The organism is Pallidibacillus thermolactis (genome assembly GCF_025660415.1).
GTDB lineage: Bacteria > Bacillota > Bacilli > Bacillales > Caldibacillaceae > Pallidibacillus > Pallidibacillus thermolactis.
Genome location: NZ_JAOUSE010000056.1, coordinates 1 through 19,813 on the forward strand (window position 1 = coordinate 1; position 19,813 = coordinate 19,813).

The 19,813-nt window shown below is 34.2% G+C and carries 16 protein-coding genes and 1 pseudogene; 15 read left to right on the forward strand and 2 right to left on the reverse strand.

What is annotated here, in order from left to right; all coding sequences use genetic code 11:
• Positions 1–468 precede the first annotated feature (468 nt).
• The 4 genes from rny (at position 469) to OEV82_RS13675 (ending at position 4,044) form a co-directional block, all read left to right on the forward strand.
• Entirely contained in the window at positions 469–2,031 is a 1,563-nt protein-coding gene (gene rny / locus OEV82_RS13660; protein ID WP_173662102.1) for a ribonuclease Y, read from the forward strand.
• Positions 2,032–2,184: 153 nt separating this feature from the next.
• Positions 2,185–2,982 (forward strand): TIGR00282 family metallophosphoesterase, encoded by a 798-nt coding sequence (locus tag OEV82_RS13665; protein ID WP_263062195.1) that lies wholly within the window; start codon positions 2,185–2,187, stop codon positions 2,980–2,982.
• Positions 2,983–3,125: 143 nt separating this feature from the next.
• Entirely contained in the window at positions 3,126–3,386 is a 261-nt protein-coding gene (gene spoVS, locus OEV82_RS13670; RefSeq protein ID WP_019391885.1) for a stage V sporulation protein SpoVS, read from the forward strand.
• A 226-nt stretch (positions 3,387–3,612) separates the two neighbouring features.
• Positions 3,613–4,044, forward strand: a complete 432-nt coding sequence (locus OEV82_RS13675) for a DUF1801 domain-containing protein (RefSeq protein ID WP_173662106.1) — start codon at positions 3,613–3,615, stop codon at positions 4,042–4,044.
• 262 nt (positions 4,045–4,306) lie between these two features.
• Here the strand turns inward: OEV82_RS13675 and OEV82_RS13680 are convergent, their stop codons facing one another.
• Entirely contained in the window at positions 4,307–4,447 is a 141-nt protein-coding gene (locus OEV82_RS13680) for a hypothetical protein (protein ID WP_263062196.1), read from the reverse strand.
• Between the two features lie 337 nt (positions 4,448–4,784).
• Here OEV82_RS13680 and miaB point away from each other — a divergent pair, with 337 nt between their 5' ends.
• The 8 genes from miaB to mutL all read left to right on the forward strand — a co-directional run bounded on the left by miaB (position 4,785) and on the right by mutL (position 16,799).
• Positions 4,785–6,368, forward strand: a complete 1,584-nt coding sequence (gene miaB / locus OEV82_RS13685; RefSeq protein WP_173662111.1) for a tRNA (N6-isopentenyl adenosine(37)-C2)-methylthiotransferase MiaB — start codon at positions 4,785–4,787, stop codon at positions 6,366–6,368.
• 3 nt (positions 6,369–6,371) lie between these two features.
• The gene (locus OEV82_RS13690; protein ID WP_173662113.1) at positions 6,372–6,803 is read left to right on the forward strand and encodes a RicAFT regulatory complex protein RicA family protein; all 432 of its coding nucleotides are present in this window, start codon (positions 6,372–6,374) and stop codon (positions 6,801–6,803) included.
• 127 nt (positions 6,804–6,930) lie between these two features.
• On the forward strand, positions 6,931–7,698 hold the full coding sequence (locus OEV82_RS13695; RefSeq protein WP_263062197.1) for a metallophosphoesterase: 768 nt from the start codon (positions 6,931–6,933) through the stop codon (positions 7,696–7,698).
• 164 nt (positions 7,699–7,862) lie between these two features.
• Positions 7,863–8,402, forward strand: a complete 540-nt coding sequence (gene cotE, locus OEV82_RS13700; RefSeq protein WP_173662115.1) for an outer spore coat protein CotE — start codon at positions 7,863–7,865, stop codon at positions 8,400–8,402.
• Between the two features lie 166 nt (positions 8,403–8,568).
• The gene (locus tag OEV82_RS13705; protein ID WP_173662124.1) at positions 8,569–10,203 is read left to right on the forward strand and encodes an SLC13 family permease; all 1,635 of its coding nucleotides are present in this window, start codon (positions 8,569–8,571) and stop codon (positions 10,201–10,203) included.
• A gap of 159 nt (positions 10,204–10,362) precedes the next feature.
• Positions 10,363–11,949 (forward strand): acyl-CoA synthetase MbcS, encoded by a 1,587-nt coding sequence (mbcS, locus tag OEV82_RS13710; RefSeq protein ID WP_173662126.1) that lies wholly within the window; start codon positions 10,363–10,365, stop codon positions 11,947–11,949.
• Positions 11,950–12,084: 135 nt separating this feature from the next.
• Positions 12,085–14,724 carry a DNA mismatch repair protein MutS gene (gene mutS, locus OEV82_RS13715; RefSeq protein WP_173662128.1) on the forward strand — a complete coding sequence of 880 codons (2,640 nt, stop codon included), beginning with the start codon at positions 12,085–12,087 and terminating at the stop codon, positions 14,722–14,724.
• Positions 14,725–14,786: 62 nt separating this feature from the next.
• On the forward strand, positions 14,787–16,799 hold the full coding sequence (gene mutL, locus OEV82_RS13720; protein ID WP_173662130.1) for a DNA mismatch repair endonuclease MutL: 2,013 nt from the start codon (positions 14,787–14,789) through the stop codon (positions 16,797–16,799).
• A gap of 70 nt (positions 16,800–16,869) precedes the next feature.
• Here the strand turns inward: mutL and OEV82_RS13725 are convergent, their stop codons facing one another.
• Complete coding sequence (locus OEV82_RS13725) at positions 16,870–17,001, reverse strand: Arm DNA-binding domain-containing protein (protein ID WP_173662140.1); 132 nt, start codon at positions 16,999–17,001, stop codon at positions 16,870–16,872.
• 718 nt (positions 17,002–17,719) lie between these two features.
• Here OEV82_RS13725 and OEV82_RS13730 point away from each other — a divergent pair.
• The 3 genes and pseudogenes from OEV82_RS13730 to OEV82_RS13740 all read left to right on the forward strand — a co-directional run bounded on the left by OEV82_RS13730 (position 17,720) and on the right by OEV82_RS13740 (position 19,580).
• Positions 17,720–18,169, forward strand: a complete 450-nt coding sequence (locus OEV82_RS13730) for a hypothetical protein (RefSeq protein ID WP_263062198.1) — start codon at positions 17,720–17,722, stop codon at positions 18,167–18,169.
• A gap of 266 nt (positions 18,170–18,435) precedes the next feature.
• A pseudogene (locus OEV82_RS13735) lies at positions 18,436–18,833 on the forward strand (VOC family protein).
• Positions 18,834–19,400: 567 nt separating this feature from the next.
• On the forward strand, positions 19,401–19,580 hold the full coding sequence (locus OEV82_RS13740) for a hypothetical protein (RefSeq protein ID WP_173662136.1): 180 nt from the start codon (positions 19,401–19,403) through the stop codon (positions 19,578–19,580).
• The last annotated feature ends 233 nt before the right edge of the window (positions 19,581–19,813 follow it).

Consider the following 19,813-nt stretch of genomic DNA (forward strand, 5'->3'; position numbering starts at 1 on the left):
CTGGACATGGAAAAGACCATGTCCAGCCTAAATAAGATAAGAATCTTAGAAAATGATGAGCAAAAAAAGACAAATCCCAACTCAAATGAAGCATTTGAGTTGGGGTTTGTCGACAGTCTGAGATCACAATTGTGATCTTTTTTTATATGTATTATATTATTATATTTTGCAAAAAAATGAATAACATTTGTTGAATTGGATAACAAATTGAATTGTTAAAGAAATATATTTTAAGTTAAAGTCATTACATTGGTATAACGAGTAACTCTTGACAATGAATTTTTACACCTTTAAAATGAAGATGTATATTTTTAATTTTTTTTTAAGGTTTAGTCAATTATTTTTGACTATAGCAAAGATTGGCTTTTGCTGTTAGATAGCAACGAGTGCCAAATGATTTTGAGATGTTGAAAATGTACATGCCGACATGTATAAGATGAAAAGTTCATAGCAAGAGGAGGTGAAATGATGGAAACTGCCATTATCGTCATCATCTCCATTTTGCTTATTCTCGTCGGTGTTGTTGCTGGTTATTTCATTCGAAAATCCGTTGCTGAAGCGAAAATTGCTGGCGCTAAAGATGCTGCAGAGAAAATTTTAGAAGATGCAAAAAGAGATGCAGAATCTTTAAAGAAAGAAGCCTTACTTGAAGCAAAGGATGAAATTCACAAACTACGAACAGAAACTGAACGTGAACTACGTGAACGAAGAAATGAATTGCAAAAACAGGAAAATCGTTTATTGCAAAAAGAAGAGAATCTTGATCGTAAAGACGATACTTTAGACAAACGTGAATTATCTTTAGAAAAGAAGGAGGATTCTCTAAATCAAAGACAACAGCATATTGAACAGATGGAAAGCAAAGTGGAAGAGATGGTGCGCGAACAGCAAGCAGAACTAGAAAGAATTTCTGGTTTAACGAAAGATGAGGCAAAGGCCATCATTCTAGATCAAGTCAAACAAGAGCTTTCCCACGATATTGCAGTGATGGTAAAGGAAACTGAAAATCGTGCGAAAGAAGAGGCGGACAAAAAAGCAAAGAGTATCCTCTCATTAGCTATTCAACGATGTGCTGCAGATCATGTTGCTGAAACAACCGTTTCTGTTGTTGACTTACCGAATGATGAAATGAAAGGACGTATTATCGGTCGTGAAGGTCGAAATATCCGCACTTTAGAAACGCTTACAGGTATCGATTTAATTATAGATGATACTCCAGAAGCTGTCATTTTATCAGGATTTGATCCAATTCGGAGAGAAGTTGCAAGATCAGCTCTTGAAAAATTGGTTCAGGACGGTCGTATCCATCCTGCAAGAATTGAAGAAATGGTTGATAAAGCAAGAAGGGAAGTCGATGAACAAATCCGTGAAATTGGTGAACAAACAACATTTGATGTTGGTGTTCATGGACTTCACCCTGATTTGATTAAAATTCTCGGTCGGATGAAATTTAGAACAAGTTATGGACAAAATGTTTTAAAACATTCGATTGAAGTAGCTCATTTATCCGGAATTTTAGCTGCGGAATTAGGTGAAGATGTGGCTTTGGCCAAACGCGCTGGACTTTTACATGATATTGGTAAAGCTGTTGACCATGAAGTTGAGGGTAGTCACGTTGAAATTGGTGTAGAATTAGCTACAAAATATAAAGAACATCCTGTTGTTATTAATGCAATTGCTTCTCACCATGGTGATACGGAACCAACTTCTGTTATCTCGGTATTAGTGGCAGCAGCCGATGCATTATCTGCTGCACGTCCAGGTGCAAGAAGTGAAACGTTAGAAAGCTATATTCGTCGTCTGGAAAAACTTGAAGAAATTTCGGAATCCTATGAGGGTGTTGAAAAATCATACGCCATTCAAGCAGGACGAGAAGTTCGTATTATTGTAAAGCCAGATGTCATTGATGATACTGAAGCATATCGTTTAGCTAGAGATATTCGGAAGAAAATTGAAAGTGAACTGGATTATCCAGGTCATATTAAAGTAACTGTTATACGAGAAACTCGTGCAGTTGAATATGCGAAGTAAACAAAGGTTGATGTCACTGGCATCAACCTTTTTAATTCAACTATGTCTTTAATATATTTGCACAAAATTATTTTAATATAAGAGTAAACTTAAACTTTCTGTGTTAAAATGTAAAAGAAAAAATACATAACATGAATATAGAAAGGAATTGTTATGAGAATACTTTTTATTGGAGATGTTGTTGGTTCTCCTGGTCGTGAAACTTTAGCAAAATTTTTACCTAAGTTAAAAGAAAAATATCGTCCAACGATAACGATCGTTAATGGTGAAAATGCTGCAGCCGGGAAGGGGATTACGGGAAAGATTTATCGTCAATTTCTGGAAATGGGTGTGCAAGCTATTACGATGGGGAACCATGTTTGGCGAAACAAAGATATTTTTGAATTTATAGATGATGCAAAGTATTTAGTTCGTCCTGCTAATTTCCCTGAAAACAATCCTGGTCAAGGAATGATTTTTATAAAAGTAAATTCTTATGAAGTTGCTATCATTAATCTTCAGGCTCGAACATTTATGGATTCAAGTGAAAATCCATTTGAAAAAGCTGACATGCTAATTGCGGAGGCACGGAAAAGAACACCCATAATTTTTGTCGATTTCCATGGTGAAGCGACGAGCGAAAAAATGGCATTTGCTTGGTATTTAGATGGAAGAGTGAGTGCTGTCGTTGGTACACATACACATGTCCAAACAGCAGATAATCGAATTTTACCAAATGGAACTGCTTATATTACGGACGTTGGTATGACGGGGGTATACGATGGGATCATTGGAGTAGAACCTGCCCCGGTCATTCATAAATTTTTAACAAATCTACCTGCTCGTTTTGAGGTTCCCAAAAGCGGCAGAACCCAATTAAACGGTGTCGTTATTGATATTGATGTGAAAACAGGATTATCAAAAAACATTGAACGAATCTTCTTTAATAGTGACGAAAGTTTATTTAATTGAATACCTTAAAGAATTTTCAAAAAACGAGGAATATATGGTATATAGGCTCGACTCCTTGAATATAGTAGCAATGGGATGGTTTATACGGCTTGCAGGTCAGTCATTGAAAAAAATAAAGTAGAGTATTTCAAGGAGGAGCTTATATGGAAATATTAAAAGTTTCAGCAAAATCGAACCCGAATTCTGTTGCTGGTGCACTTGCAGGAGTCCTGAGAGAAAGAGGAGGGGCGGAAATCCAAGCAATTGGTGCAGGGGCATTGAATCAAGCGGTTAAAGCAGTTGCGATTGCACGTGGATTTGTAGCTCCAAGTGGCGTCGATCTCATTTGTATACCTGCTTTTACCGACATCCAGATTGATGGGGAAGAAAGGACAGCGATAAAATTAATTGTTGAACCTCGATGAATAACGTACTCATAAAATGTTAATTTTGTTAAGTTGTAGCATAAAAGTCTGATTGTCAATTGCAATCAGACTTTTTTCTTTATGTTTATTCGTAGGATATTAATGAAAAGTGAAAAATTATAGTGAAAGTCTTAATCTAGTTATAATAAAATGATATTAGGACAACAATGATTATATATCATCAAATGACGAAAATAAAATATAGAGTTGGATAAGGAGAGTTCCTATGGGGTATGAATTGAAGACAAAACCGACAGAACGTAGTGTCATAGAATTTATTGAACAAGTTGAAAATGTAAAAAAAAGAGAAGATGCATTTCACTTACTTGATATTTTCACTGAAACGACAGGTTATGAAGCAAAAATGTGGGGTCCTAGTATTATCGGTTTTGGTTCTTACCATTATCGATATGAATCTGAGCATGAAGGGGATGCAGCAATAGTCGGTTTTTCTCCAAGAAAATCTAATTTTAGTTTATATTTATTTGCCCAAGATCCACAATGTCAAGCGCTTTTAGAAAAATTGGGAAAACATAAAGTAGGAAAAGCATGTATCTACATAAATAAACTTGCCGATATTGATGTAAAAGTGTTAAAACAGATCATTCAACGATCGGTCCAAGCTGTTTCTGAATTATACACAATAAGAGAAAAATAGTGATTATTTGGGCTGTCTTGAGAGTATGTCTTATAGATATTTTTTCTTTATATCCAGTGGCGAGCATCAGCTTCCACAAGTGAACAGGCGATTATGGCAAGTCTATAAGCTCGTGTACCTGGCACAAAGGCATTCGTTGTTCCCGCTAAACTCAGTATATGCTCCCTCTGATTATGCACTCAACATTTACATAACGCTGCTATTATATATCAATATCACTAACTTGGACTTTTTGGACAGCCCCAACGATTTTTCTTTGAACTTATTCATCGTCATCATCCTTATTATCGGTTGGTAATACAGGCATAATTTCTCCTGTAATTGAATGGATTTGAATGACAGTGGTATCATCATCTATATCAATAACGACTAAGTAGTAACCAATCTTCTCGTTTGTTTTCAAATTATTTTAAATACTCCATCTGCATATTTACTTTGTTTGCTTTCTTCATCTCATCTATTTCCACTTGTACCTTGTATCGTTTTCATATCGCTGATTTCATTTCCCTTTGATACAGCTTGTTGAGTCGTTGATGGATTATGCCATTAAAAATGACATAAGTAGGATAAGAGACAATATTTTTATTGTAAAATGCTTTTTTACACAGTTGTTTGTTGCACGTGAAGGGTATATAATGATATTTTAAAAGAGGCTTTGTCAATAATTGACACTATTTATTATATTATAACTAAGATTGTAGAATGTATGTGAAACACTTGAAGTTGAAAGGAGATTTTACATGAACGAAGAACAACGACTACAAGGACAACAAGTGAAGGTGGAGACTCCAACGGACAAAAAATCCGAATTGGAAAAGAATGCTGAACGTTTGAAGAAAATTTCGAGTGAAGAAATGATCGCCAAATATTTTGGTACTTTCCAACCCCCAAACTTAAAAGCAGCTCGTAAAAGAAGTAAAAGTGAGGTAAATTATTTTACAGATTTTAAAATTCCTGAAAAATTTAGAGGAATGGGTGACGGACGTAAGTATTATATCCGTACATATGGCTGCCAAATGAATGAACACGATACTGAAGTGATGGCAGGGATTTTCGAGGCGTTAGGTTATGAAGCAACTGACACAACCGATGATGCAGATGTCATTTTGTTAAATACATGTGCGATCCGAGAAAATGCGGAAAACAAGGTGTTTGGTGAGCTTGGTCATTTAAAACCACTTAAACAAGAAAATCCTGATCTATTACTCGGAGTTTGTGGTTGTATGGCTCAAGAAGAGTCGGTCGTTAATAAAATATTACAAACACACCAACATGTTGATATGATTTTTGGTACACATAATATTCATCGTCTTCCATTTATTTTAGAAGAAGCCTACATGTCTAAAGAAATGGTAGTTGAAGTTTGGTCAAAAGAAGGAGACATTGTTGAAAACTTACCGAAGTCTAGAAGAGGTAATATAAAAGCTTGGGTAAACATTATGTATGGCTGTGACAAATTCTGTACGTATTGTATTGTGCCATATACTCGCGGTAAAGAAAGAAGTCGTCTACCAGAAGATATTATCCGGGAAGTTCGTAGTCTAGCCGCACAAGGTTATCAAGAAATCACACTACTTGGCCAAAACGTAAATGCGTATGGTAAAGATTTTAAAGATATTGATTATCGCTTTGGTGACTTACTAGACGATTTACGTAAAATTAATATTCCACGGATTCGATTTACAACAAGTTATCCAAGTGACTTTGATGATCATTTAATTGAAGTTCTTGCTAAACGTGGTAATTTAGTAGAGCATATTCACTTACCTGTTCAGTCCGGCTCTAGTTCAATGTTAAAAATTATGGGACGCCGTTATACAAGAGAATCATACTTAGAATTAGTCCGTAAAATTAAAGCGGCAATTCCGGATGTTTCTCTAACAACAGATATTATCGTTGGTTTTCCAAATGAAACGGAAGAACAGTTTGAAGAGACATTGTCACTATATAAAGAAGTTGGTTTTGATTCTGCCTATACATTTATTTATTCACCGAGAGAAGGTACCCCAGCAGCACGTATGAAAGACAATGTACCTATGGAAGTAAAAAAAGAGCGATTACAACGTCTTAATGCGTTAGTAAACGAAATAGCAGCTCAAAAAAATAAAGAATATGAAGGTAAAATTGTTGAAGTACTTGTAGAAGGCGAGTCGAAAAATAACCCTGATGTTTTAGCAGGTTATACAAGAAAGAATAAACTTGTTAATTTTGTTGGACCGAAGTCAGCAATTGGAAAGATTGTAAAAGTAAAAATTACTGAAGCGAAAACATGGAGTTTGGATGGAGAGATGGTTGAAGATATAGAAACTGTTGAGGTGAGCTAATATATGGGGAAATATAAAAAAACAGAAATCATTGATAAAGCTAGGGAGCTAGCAAAAATGATTTCTGAGACTGAAGAAGTCGAGTATTTCAAGAAGGCAGAAGCAAAAATAAATGAAAATCAAAAAGTGGCCCAAAAAATCAAACAAATTAAAGCTCTTCAAAAACAAGCTGTAAATTTACAAAATTATGGCAAAGTGAACATGTTGCAAAAAGTGGAAGAAAAAATTGAAGAATTACAAAAAGAAATTGATGAAATTCCCGTAGTTCAGGAATTTAAAGATTCCCAAGTTGAAGTAAACGATCTTTTGCAAATGGTGACACATACAATTGCCAACACAGTGACAAATGAAATTATTAAATCGACGGAAGGCGATTTATTATCAGGTAAGACAGGTTCACAATTAAAAAACGAACAAAGAATCATTAGTAAATAATAACTGATAGCAAAAGGGGTTCCCCATTTCAATCCGAGCCCAACGAAGGAAAGTTGGGAGTATTTGTAATGGATGAATGGGAGACCCTTTTTTATATAATGAAAAGGAATACGATGGAGAGTTTATCATGGTCAATATAACTTTATTAAGTTTTGTTATTATGGTTGTGCTGTTAGTAAGAATGTTTTGTATTGCCAGAGAAAATAATATCTGTCACTTGACATTAAACTATTCTACTTTTCCAGCAGGATCCAAAAAACTAACGATATTTTTTATTTCTGACATACATCGTCGTATTGTTGATAATGACATAATCAGAAAGGTTAAAGGAAAAGCTGACCTTGTGATTATCGGTGGCGATTTAACTGAAAAAGGTGTACCCTTAGAAAAAACAGAAGTAAATCTTAGCCGGCTCAACAAAATAGCGCCAATCTATTTTATTTGGGGAAATAATGATTATGAGGTTAAGGAAAAGGAATTACGTCAATTATTTGATAAATACAAGGTGACAGTACTTGAAAATAAAAGTGTAAAAATTCAATCTAATCATCATGGGGCTGTTCATTTAATCGGTATCGGTGAATTAAGTTTGGAAAATGATGAATTATCAATAGCTTTAAGCGATACAAAGAAAAAGGATTTCAAAATTGTCGTATGTCATAATCCAGAAATAGCACAAAAAATAACAAAAGATGATTGCATCTCTTTACTTTTAAGCGGTCATACTCATGGTGGACAAATACGAATTTTTGGTTTTGGACCATATCAAAAGGGAAAATTACACCGTTATGGTGATTTTGATCATTTAATTAGTAATGGTTATGGCACGACGATGTTGCCGTTGCGTTTAGGAGCTCATCCTGAAACACATCTCATCACAATTAAACATAAATAAGCACAAATTTGTTAGAAAAACATAAGGTGAAGATATACTTCATTCTTATGTTTTATTTTTTTACATTTTCAATGTCAAATTGATTTTTTTATATATTTAATCCGCACACTAGTCTATTGTCCCGCATAGGATGAAGTGATAAAACATGAGGAGGTTACGCTCGCATGGGAAATTCTAGAGAGATTATCGTTAAAGCGGTCGTTGCGAAAGGACGTAAACATACTACTTCTAACCATACAATTCGTCCTAACACAACTCCATCAAGCATCCTAGGCTGCTGGATTATAAACCATGCTTATAAAGCGGAGAAAGTAGGTAATACGGTAGAAGTTGACGGACATTTTGATATTAACTGCTGGTATTCCTGCAATGATAATACAAAAACAGATGTGGCAACAGAACGAGTAAATTATAAAGATAAAATTAAATTAAAATATAAAGATGATAACACGATTGCTGATCGAGAAGTCGTATGTAAAGTCCTACAACAGCCAAATACAGTTGAAGCTACTATTTCTCCAAATGGAAATCGAATCGTAGTAACAGCTGAACGAGAGTTTCTTGTTGAACTCATTGGTGAAACAAAACTATGGGTTAAGTTAGGAGAAGCAGATTTTGACGATGATGATTGGGACTTAGATGTAGACGACGAAGAATTTGAAGAATTAAACCCGGACTTTTTAGTAAATACAGAAGAGGAATAACACCTACTCGTTTAACAACGCTTTGCAAGTTTACTAGCAAAGCGTTTTTTTATTCAAAAATAACAAAAAAATAGAATAATATTGACAAAAAAACTATTATTAGTATAACTTATTTTTATAAAGACATAACATTTTTTGTGATTATAGATGAATGAGGGGGAAAAAAATGGGGACTGCTTTGCAACAGGTTTGGGAGAAATTGTGGTATTTACATGATCAAACAAAGGAAACCTTTCGATTTATGGTCGGAAGTTCAACTGATTTGTCATCAAGCACGAATTCCACTACCACAGTAAAAGAAAAAAATATTCAACCGAAAAGAAAAAGGTCGATGCGACAAAATATAGGATTGATCCTTGGTCCTATATTGTTTTTTGTTACATTTTTTGGGCTTTCTCCTGATGGGATGCCAACTGAAGCACTTGCAGTGTTAGCCAGTACACTTTGGATAGCAACCTGGTGGGTTACAGAAGCAATTCCAATCCCTGCAACATCTCTTTTACCGATTATTCTATTTCCGATAACGGGAGCTGTTGAGGATCCAGGGATTGTTACTCCAAACTACGGGGACAAAAATATATTTTTATTTCTAGGTGGTTTTATAATCGCAATAGCGATGGAAAAATGGAATTTACATAGAAGAATTGCCTTGAACATTATTTTGTTTGTTGGTACAAGCACTCAAAGACTAGTACTGGGGTTTATGGTTGCAACAGGATTTATTTCTATGTGGATTTCTAATACTGCTACTGCAATGATGATGTTACCAATCGCATTAGCTGTTATCACACATGTTTCTGACTTATTAGAGGAGAAAAAGGAAGAATTCGATTCGAATTTTGGTAAGGCGATTATGCTTGGAATTGCTTATTCAGCTTCAATCGGTGGATTAGCAACACTGATTGGCACACCACCTAATGTTATTTTTGCAAGTATGATTAATCAAATGTTTGATACAGAAATTACATTTGCTTCATGGATGGCCTTCGGTGTTCCATTAACTGTGCTATTAATAACGATAACCTGGATTTATCTTGTTAAAGTGGGTTTTCCAATGAAAATGAAATCAATTCCAGGCGGGAGAGAAGTAATTATAAGCGAAAAGAAAAAATTAGGTAACATGAGTTTTGAAGAAAAGCTTGTCCTAGTCGTCTTTTTATTTGCTGCAATTTCTTGGATTATTCGTTCTTTTATATTAGAAGAATTTATACCTGGTATTGATGATACATTGATTGCTATTTTAGCTGGTTCCATATTATTTCTTTTACCATCTAAAGCAGCGAAAGACGGGACATTAATCAATTGGAATGATGCGAAAAATGTACCATGGGGGACGTTGCTTTTATTCGGAGGAGGACTTGCAATTGCGGATGGATTCGAAAGGACAGGATTGGCTGAGTGGATTGGTGCTCAATTAACCATACTAAATGCGATTAACTTTATTTTAATTTTAACCATAGTGACGGCACTTGTTATTTTCTTGACTGAAATTACATCAAATACCGCAACTGCGACGATGATGTACCCAATTATGGCATCGCTTGCTCTTGCTTTAGGTGTGCATCCGTATGCTTTAATGGTTGCCGCTGGTATAGCTGCATCTTGTGCATTCATGATGCCAGTTGCTACACCACCGAATGCAATTGTCTATGCTTCTGGCAAAATAAAAATCGGAGATATGATTAAAGCCGGTTTTTGGTTAAATGTTTTATCTGTTTTATTAATTGTCTTACTTATTTATTATTGGATGCCAGTCGTGTGGGAAATCGATTTACAAATCTATCCTGATGATATGAAATAACATTAATAAACAATGAGAACCAATGATTTGGATAAATTTACCAAATCATTGGTTTTTTTATTAAGAAATTAAAATAGTATCTGGTCATAAAATGTGATATTATAAATTGGTATAAAGTAATATTTTACTAATAAACTTTTAGAAGAGAGTGATTGAGAAATGATAAAAAAACATACCGTATCCCTTGAGGATTTAATGGCACCTAATAAGTATAATATTGTTGATGATATTGAAAGACATTATTCAGATAAGATTGCGTTACGCTTTTTAAGTCAAAATGGGGAACGAGAAGAAATCACGTATAAGGAATTCATCGCTCGAGGGAATAAATTAGCGAATGCTTTAAAAAAAATAGGATTGAAAAAAGGGGACCGTGTATTTGTCATGGTGCCACGTATGATTGAGTCGTATATTATTTATTTTGCTTGTTGGAAAAATGGGCTCGTTATAATTCCTGGTTCTGAATTATTGCGGGCAAATGATATATTATATCGGTTAAACAATAGTCAAACAAAAGCTGTGATCGCTTATGCCGATTTATGTGAGGAAATAGACAAAGTAGCTCACGAGTCAAAGAACTTACAATATAAAATAACGTTCAGAAAATCTGTTGCCCAATGGTTACAGATGGAAGATTTGGTCCGTGATGAATCAGATGTATGTCAAAAAGTAGATACGAAGAATACAGATCCTGCCCTAATCAGTTATACTTCCGGAACAACGGGTCAACCGAAGGGAGTTGTCCATGTCCACGGCTGGGCTTATGCACATCTTCGCATTGCTGCACCACTTTGGTTAAATATCAATGAAAATGATATCGTATGGGCAACAGCCGGTCCAGGTTGGCAAAAATGGGTTTGGAGTCCTTTTGTTTCCGTACTCGGGATGGGAGCGACTGGATTTGTCTATTTAGGTCGATTTAATCCGGAAACATATTTAACATTGCTTGAACAAGAGCAAATTAATGTCCTTTGCTGTACACCGACAGAATATCGCTTAATGGCAAAAGTAGAAAAGTTAACAAAATATAACTTATCGAAATTGCATAGTGCAGTTTCTGCTGGTGAAGCACTAAATCGCGAAGTGATCGATGTATTCAAAAATAATTTTAACATTACTGTTCGAGATGGTTATGGTCAAACGGAAAGTACTCTCGTAATTGGTACGGTAAAAAATATGGCTATTCGTGCTGGTTCCATGGGAAAACCAATTCTACCAGAATTTGTTAATATTGTAGATGAGGCGGGTAATCCTGTTGGGACTTATGAAGAAGGGAATATTGCGCTACGTAAAGATTTCCCTGCCCTTTTTGTTGGTTATTATGAAGACGAGGAACGAACGGCAAAAGCATTTAAAGGGAATTACTTCGTTACAGGTGATTTAGCATATCGCGATGAAGACAATTATTATTGGTTTGTAGGACGCAGTGACGATATGATTATTTCTTCTGGATATACAATTGGTCCATTTGAGGTAGAAGATGCCTTGATGAAACATAACGCGGTAAAAGAATGTGCTGTTGTGGCAGAACCCGATGATATTCGTGGAAATATTGTTAAAGCCTTTGTTATACTAAAAGAGGGGATGACTGGTAATGATGAATTAGTGAAAGAGTTACAACAGTATGTAAAACAATTAACAGCACCATATAAATATCCAAGAAAGATAGAATTTGTTGAATCTCTACCTAAAACGGACTCAGGAAAGATCCGCCGTATTGAACTACGTAATAGAATTCATGTGTAAATATTGTAAAATTAGAAAGAGGCAACCTGATAGGATTGCCTCTTTATTAATCTATGTTTTTATTACATAAACCAACAATCTCCTATACTTATGTTATAATTAATTTTTGAAAAGAATTAAGAAGGTGTTTGGAATATGAAACGATATACCCCAATGATCCAACAATATTTGAAAATTAAGGCAGAGTATGAAGATGCCTTTTTATTTTTTCGATTAGGCGATTTTTATGAGTTATTTTTTGAAGATGCAATTAAAGCAAGTCAAGAATTAGAAATTACACTCACTGCCCGTGACGGTGGGGTAGATGAAAAAATTCCAATGTGCGGTGTGCCGTACCATTCAGCCCAAGGTTATATCGAAACTTTAGTTAATAGAGGATATAAAGTTGCGATAGCGGAACAATTGGACGATCCTAAACAAACTAAGGGCATGGTTCGGCGTGAAGTTGTGCAATTAATAACTCCGGGTACAATGATGGAAGGTAAATCTATTCGTGATAAAGTTAATAATTATATTTCTACGATTACAGCCTTCCCGGATGAAACTTTCGGACTTGCATTTTGTGATTTATCTACAGGCGAAAGTAAAGTGACGTTAATCACTGAAGGTTGGACTGATTGTATTAATGAATTGGCTACAATTCAAACAAAAGAAATTGTTCTAGACGAAAATTTTCCAACAGAATTTAGTAAGGAACTGAAAGAACGTTTATCTGTCACTATATCATATGAAAATGAAATCAATATCAGTGATAATTTCGAAGCAATAATCGCACCGTTAAGTCAAAATAAATTAATACAAACTGCTGCTCGTCTATTAAACTATTTATACCGTACCCAAAAAAGAAGTCTTGATCATATGCAACCAATCGAAACGTATCAAATCCGTCAGTATATGAAAATGGACTACTATTCTAAGCGAAATTTAGAATTGACGGAAACGATCCGTACTAAAGGGAAAAAAGGCTCACTCTTATGGTTGCTTGACGAAACGAAAACAGCAATGGGTGGTCGACTTTTAAAACAATGGATTGACCGGCCATTAATTTCTCAAGAGAAAATTGAAAGCCGCTTGCATATTGTTGAACAATTAAAGGAAAATTTTTTCGAACGTCAAGAACTGCGAGAAAAATTAACGAAAGTATATGATATTGAGCGATTAGCAGGAAAAGTAGCATTCGGAAATGTAAATGCACGGGATTTAGTAAACTTAAAAACGACCCTTTATCAAATTCCAGATTTAATGGATACTTTATCAAATATAAAAGATGAAAAAATTCAACAACTTGCCGGAACATTAGATCCATGTAGTGAAATTGCAGATTTAATTGAGCGTTCAATCGTGGACCATCCACCGATTTCAATAAAAGAAGGCAATATGATCCGTGACGGGTATCATGAACAGCTTGATATGTATCGGGATGCAAGTCGGAATGGAAAAACATGGATTGCAGAGCTAGAAAAAGCCGAACGTGAAAAGACTGGTATTAAATCATTAAAAATTGGGTTTAATCGAGTATTCGGTTACTATATAGAAGTGACAAAAGCGAATCTTCATTTGTTACCTAAAGATCGCAATTACGAAAGGAAACAGACTTTGACGAATGCGGAACGATTTATCACACCAGAATTAAAGGAAAAAGAATCCATGATCCTAGAAGCAGAGGAAAAGTCTGTTGATCTTGAATATGAACTATTTCTTGAAATTCGTAATCAAGTGAAAGAATTTATACCACGTTTACAAACGTTAGCGAAAAAATTAAGCGAAATTGATTGTTTGCAATGTTTTGCCGAAATTAGTGAAAATCGAAAATACACCAAACCCGTTTTCAATAAAAAAGGGAAACTTACAATTAAAGAAGGTCGTCATCCAGTTGTTGAAAAAGTGATGGATGTTCAAACCTATGTTCCGAACGATTGTATAATGAATAAAGAGACTGAAATCTTACTTATTACCGGACCAAATATGTCAGGTAAAAGTACGTTTATGAGACAAGTGGCCTTGACTGCTATCTTGGCTCAAATTGGCTGTTTTGTGCCTGCAGAACATGCGGAGTTACCTATTTTTGACCAAATCTTTACACGAATTGGTGCTGCAGATGATCTCATTAGCGGTCAAAGTACATTTATGGTCGAGATGTTAGAAGCTCGCAATGCGATTCGCGGTGCTACGGAAAACAGTTTAATTTTATTTGATGAAATCGGTCGGGGAACATCAACTTATGATGGCATGGCTTTAGCGCAGGCGATGATCGAATATATTCATGATAAAATCGGTGCAAAAACATTATTTTCAACCCATTATCATGAATTAACTGCCTTAGAAAAATCTCTTAAAAAGTTGAAAAATGTTCATGTTAGCGCTATTGAAAAAAATGGACAAGTTGTTTTCCTTCATAAAATAAAAGAAGGACCTACAGATAAAAGTTACGGCATTCATGTGGCCAAACTTGCCGATATGCCTGCCGAATTAATTCAACGTGCAGAAACGATTTTACAAAAATTTGAAAAGAATGGACAATCCATTAAACAAAATGCAGATGAACAACAAGGAGAGAAAATGCTGGAGGAAAATCGTCCTTTCGAAAATGAGAAGGATAATCAAAATGAAGTTGCTCAGTTATCATTTTTTGATGATCTAGCAATGGAAAAAAATACATCAAAATCGAAGAAAGAACAAAAGATTCTATCAGAGTTGAAAAATATTAACTTATTGGAAATGACCCCAATTGATGCAATGAATGCTTTATATCAATTGCAAAAAAAATTAAAATAAAACGTTTAAAAAGGTGAATCATTTACTTATTACTATATTAGTTATGAAAAGGCGGTGAGAACATGCAAAAAATTATCCAGTTAAGTGAAGTCCTTTCAAATAAAATCGCTGCCGGCGAAGTAGTGGAACGCCCTGCTTCCGTTGTCAAAGAATTAGTTGAAAATGCAATCGATGCAAATAGTACAGTTATTGAAGTGCAAGTAGAGGAAGCGGGATTACAAAAAATCCGTGTCATTGATAATGGCAGTGGTATTGAAAAAGAAGATGTACCATTAGCTTTTGAACGGCATGCAACAAGTAAAATAAAAAATGAACGGGATTTATTTCGAATTAGAACACTAGGTTTTCGGGGTGAGGCGTTACCTAGTATTGCATCCGTTTCTAAGGTTGAAATGATTACGAGTACAGGAGATGGGGAAGGAACACGCTTTGTTATTGAAGGTGGTATCAAGAAAGTACTAGAACCAGCATCAAGTCGGAAAGGAACAGATTTTACGGTTCGTGATTTATTTTATAATACACCTGCCCGTTTAAAATATATGAAATCTTTGCATACAGAGTTAGGAAATATTACCGATTGTTTAAACCGCCTTGCACTTGCACATCCAGAAGTAGCAATTAAGCTAATTCATAATGGACGTACACTACTTCAAACAAATGGAAATGGCGATCCAAGACAAGTTCTAGCCAACATTTACGGTTTTAAAATTGTAAAAAAGATGATCCCGATCCATGCGGAAAATCTTGATTTTAAAGTTAAAGGTTTTATTGCACTACCTGAGATTACCCGGGCATCTCGTAATTATATTTCAACGATGGTAAACGGCCGATTTATAAAAAACTATGCATTAACCAATGCAGTTATAGCGGGTTACCATACGTTATTACCAATCGGTCGTTACCCTATTGCCTTTTTAGATTTACAGATGGATCCAATTTTAGTCGATGTGAATGTTCATCCAGCAAAATTAGAGGTTCGTTTAAGTAAGGAAAATGAACTTAGCGAACTTATTATCAATACGATTAAAGCCGCATTCAAAAAGGAAACTTTAATACCTGATGGGGCTGTACCGAAAAAAACGAAAACGCAATCGGAACAAATGGCTTTATCCCTAGATCATTTACAAGTATTTGAAAAACATAAATCCAATAAAAACAGACAATCAGTTGAAAAGAATTCGATAGATATTCAAACGAATTCCGCCGAAAAAGCCTTGCTTTCAAAAAAAGATCAAAATGTGAAAAATGTGTCAAATATGTTATATAATTCGGTGAAGGAAGAACAGAACCAGTTTGAAACGTTAACAAAGACAATCGATGAACCTTTTACAGAGCAAACGGAAGCTAATGATACGTTTTCATCCGAACATACAAAATCGATTGAATCCTTAATTACGGAAAATGATACGAAGGAAGAGTTACAGGAAGAATTATATGAAAATAATCACGATAAAATAGAGGAACATACAGAACTTGAAACAAAAACTGTAAGTCGTGTTCCCCCGATGTATCCTATAGGACAAATGCATGGCACATATATTTTTGCTGAAAATGAAAATGGTTTGTATATCATTGATCAACATGCTGCACAGGAACGGATTAAGTATGAGTTTTATAAAGAAAAAATCGGTGAAGTTCCCAACGACTTACAAGAATTATTAATCCCAATGACTCTCGAGTTTTCAAATGAAGAGTATATAAAACTTGAAGAAAGTATAGAGGAATTGAAAAAGGTAGGTTTATTTTTGGAACCCTTTGGTTTAAATACTTTTATTGTTCGCAGTCATCCAACCTGGTTTCCTAAAGGTGAAGAAAAGGAAACAATTATGGAAATTATTGAACAAGTGTTAGCAATGAAAAAAATTGATTTAAAAAAATTGCGTGAAGAAACGGCAATTATGATGAGTTGTAAAGGTTCAATTAAAGCGAATCATCGCTTGCGGAGTGATGAGATTCAAGCATTACTTGATACATTACGTAAGACGTCCGATCCATTTACTTGTCCACATGGTCGACCAATCATTATCCATTTTTCAACTTATGAAATGGAAAAAATGTTTAAACGTGTAATGTAATTTATAAAAAGGGCAAACCCGTATGATTAAAGAGGTTTGTCCTTATATTTTCCCAATTTGACCACAAATCTTAGAATACAATATCTTTCTCTTCTATATAAGTCCCATCATACAGAATTTCATTTGCTGCAAATTCTGTATCTCTCTTTGTTTCAAATCCATTACGTGTAATTTGGTTTCGTTTTCCTGTTTCTGGATCGATTCCAGCTTGTAAGGTATTTTCATATTATTTTTAGAACAGACTCAATTATATTTATAAATAAGCACGAGAAAGTAGAAATTATTTTGAATTTATTTTACATATGGGAAATGAAACAGGTTTTATCATTATTTAACTATGATAGTATAACTTTCCTTTACCAGATGAAATAGACATTATTTTACATGCAGTTAATGATATAATTTATTACAATGGGATTATATTCATCAAAACATAATGAAAAAAGTAGTCTAAAAAAACATGCTCCATCAACCATGTATATCTTGAAAGTGAGAAGAAGTTGATAAGATTAATTATTCAAATTCTAAAAAAGAAGTCATTTGTTTAATGATAATTTTACAGATGAAACAAATTGAGCAGATGTGACAACCAATACTTTTATGTGTAGTTCCATTTGTTATTGGAACTGTAGTAAGATTAGTAACACAATGGGTAGGAAAACAAGCCGTAAAAACGGTTTCTAAACATGATGCCCGTTCAGTACAAAGAGGTATTTCTTTATCGGCATTTGCAAAAGCAATGGTATATGGTAAAAAGTACATAGATAAAAACACAGGAGCTAAAATTCTATATCATTCTGGGAATAAAGTTGCTTTAATACTTGATATAGTAGTTACTGATTAAACAAAGTAAACCAAAGTCAATATAGAAAAAACTAAATTGGTAGTTAGTCAGTTCTAAAAGAAAAGGGGGTTTTTTAGTGATGGTTTCATTAAAAGACGTGAATTATGAGGATAGTAGAGTACAAATGAATATGAAGCTTAACAAAAAAGAGAAAATAGAAGATCTTTTAAGCTTAGATATTGATGTTTGTTTTCAATTTGGTTTTTCAAAAATAGAAAGCACCATTGTATGGACTCAAGAAGATAATAATATATTAGAAAAACAGATTATGGAAATACCGAATCAATCTAACATTGGATTATTAACAACGATTGAACCTGATTTAAGCTTTACATATTATATAATTCCTAATCAAGAGGAAATTGAAGATTTTTCTGATAAGGAAATAGTATTGTTCATAACGTTAGATAGCGGTCACATTAATAATAATATGGGAACTGAAACTGGTCCAACATTAAAAATAATAACAACTTATCGAGAAATGAAAAAATGGATAAGTAATATTAAGACTGCTTTCTTAAGATAAAATATTTGTCAATGGTAGGCAGAACAGGGAGATCATTTAGGGGCTGATCGAATCTACGTAATCTCCGGCCATTCTGTAAAAAATATTTTGATGAATTATAATACAAATGATAAAGAATCTTTTAAAATACAACCTATGACACTCCTGATGATGAAAAGAGTTTTCTTTTGATATGGCTGTATTCTCAAAAATTGTATTTGTGACAATAATTGTACCTCTAAAATCTGATAAAATAATTAATACAGATTAGAAAAGGGGGGCTTTTATTGTCAAAAGGACTTATTCACCATATTGAAATATATGTTTCAGATTTAAAGAGTTCAATCCACTTTTGGGGCTGGTTTTTAGGGGAATTAGGATATGAGTCGTTTCAATCGTGGGAAAGTGGTCATAGTTGGAAATTAGGTGAGACATATATCGTTTTTGTACAAGCGGAAGAAAAGTTTATGGACATACCTTACCATAGATGTAGGGTTGGTTTAAACCATCTGGCATTTCACGCAAGTTCCCGTCAACAAGTAGACGATATGACAAAAAAATTAGAACACAAGGGTGTTAAAAAATTCTTTATACCGATAAACACCCCTTTGCAGGTGGAGAAAATCATTACGCTGTTTATTTTGAAGATCCAGATCGAATTAAGGTTGAATTAGTAGCGCCTTGACTTCTATTTTAGAGACTTGTATTATGCTCTTCATAACATCTCAACAGTTGACACGCTGAAATAAACATTTCCTCATCCTAAAATTATTACCAGTTCAAGCCATCGGAACCAATAAAGGGAATTATCAAGATATTTAAGTGCGACTCCTTGGAATGAATCCCTTTAAAAGTTACCGACATAGCCTTTAATCAATGGTTAAGATTCGATAAATCTACGTTCGTTTTTCTTAAGCTTATTAGAAAGTGTAGGTAAGACATTTAATATGACCCCATTTTTAGATATGCCCACAAATTTAGATATGATTTTTTCGACAAAACGTGAATCAAAAATAAATAATCATATTATAATAGTAGAAATCCGTAAAAATAATAATTATAACTAATCAAAATAATGAATGAAAAATAAGTAGCTGGCAAACTCGTACAAACAAAGAGCTATTGACCACATTCAGTAGTTAGATGAGTATTTTTGGATGCGGCTTATTTGAAAACTGTAAATGAGAAAATGAAGTAAATGCAGGAATTTTACCTCCCTTTGTTGAATAGTTAACGTAACGGAGGAGATAAAATGTTGACAAGAATTACACTAGTGAATGGAGAAAAACTTGAAGTTGAATTAAGTTTAGAAGAAGTTATTAAAAAGACAACAAATAAATTTGGACAAATATACAATGATTACGTACAGATAGCGGATAATATTTGGATTGCAACAGCACATATCGTTAAATTAGAAAGAATTAGCTCCTAAAAATCGGTTCCAGCAAGTTTTTATGCTTGAAAATCACTTTAATAATTTTAAAGAGGAAATTATATTTGATCCAAATGAACATGGAAAAAACAAAAAGCATCCTTCAGGATGCTTTCAGACTGTCGACAAACCCCAACTCAAATGCTTCATTTGAGTTGGGATTTGTCTTTTTTTGCTCATCATTTTCTAAGATTCTTATCTTATTTAGGCTGGACATGGTCTTTTCCATGTCC

Excerpts from the sequence above, each read along its gene's own strand:
- cotE (WP_173662115.1), top strand. The coding sequence starts at position 7,863 with ATGGGAAATTCTAGAGAGATTATCGTTAAAGCGGTCGTTGCGAAAGGA.
- OEV82_RS13740 (WP_173662136.1), top strand. The coding sequence starts at position 19,401 with ATGTTGACAAGAATTACACTAGTGAATGGAGAAAAACTTGAAGTTGAA.
- OEV82_RS13695 (WP_263062197.1), top strand. The coding sequence starts at position 6,931 with ATGGTCAATATAACTTTATTAAGTTTTGTTATTATGGTTGTGCTGTTA.
- rny (WP_173662102.1), top strand. The coding sequence starts at position 469 with ATGGAAACTGCCATTATCGTCATCATCTCCATTTTGCTTATTCTCGTC.
- miaB (WP_173662111.1), top strand. The coding sequence starts at position 4,785 with ATGAACGAAGAACAACGACTACAAGGACAACAAGTGAAGGTGGAGACT.
- spoVS (WP_019391885.1), top strand. The coding sequence starts at position 3,126 with ATGGAAATATTAAAAGTTTCAGCAAAATCGAACCCGAATTCTGTTGCT.
- OEV82_RS13690 (WP_173662113.1), top strand. The coding sequence starts at position 6,372 with ATGGGGAAATATAAAAAAACAGAAATCATTGATAAAGCTAGGGAGCTA.
- OEV82_RS13665 (WP_263062195.1), top strand. The coding sequence starts at position 2,185 with ATGAGAATACTTTTTATTGGAGATGTTGTTGGTTCTCCTGGTCGTGAA.
- mutL (WP_173662130.1), top strand. The coding sequence starts at position 14,787 with ATGCAAAAAATTATCCAGTTAAGTGAAGTCCTTTCAAATAAAATCGCT.
- mbcS (WP_173662126.1), top strand. The coding sequence starts at position 10,363 with ATGATAAAAAAACATACCGTATCCCTTGAGGATTTAATGGCACCTAAT.
- OEV82_RS13705 (WP_173662124.1), top strand. The coding sequence starts at position 8,569 with ATGGGGACTGCTTTGCAACAGGTTTGGGAGAAATTGTGGTATTTACAT.
- OEV82_RS13675 (WP_173662106.1), top strand. The coding sequence starts at position 3,613 with ATGGGGTATGAATTGAAGACAAAACCGACAGAACGTAGTGTCATAGAA.
- mutS (WP_173662128.1), top strand. The coding sequence starts at position 12,085 with ATGAAACGATATACCCCAATGATCCAACAATATTTGAAAATTAAGGCA.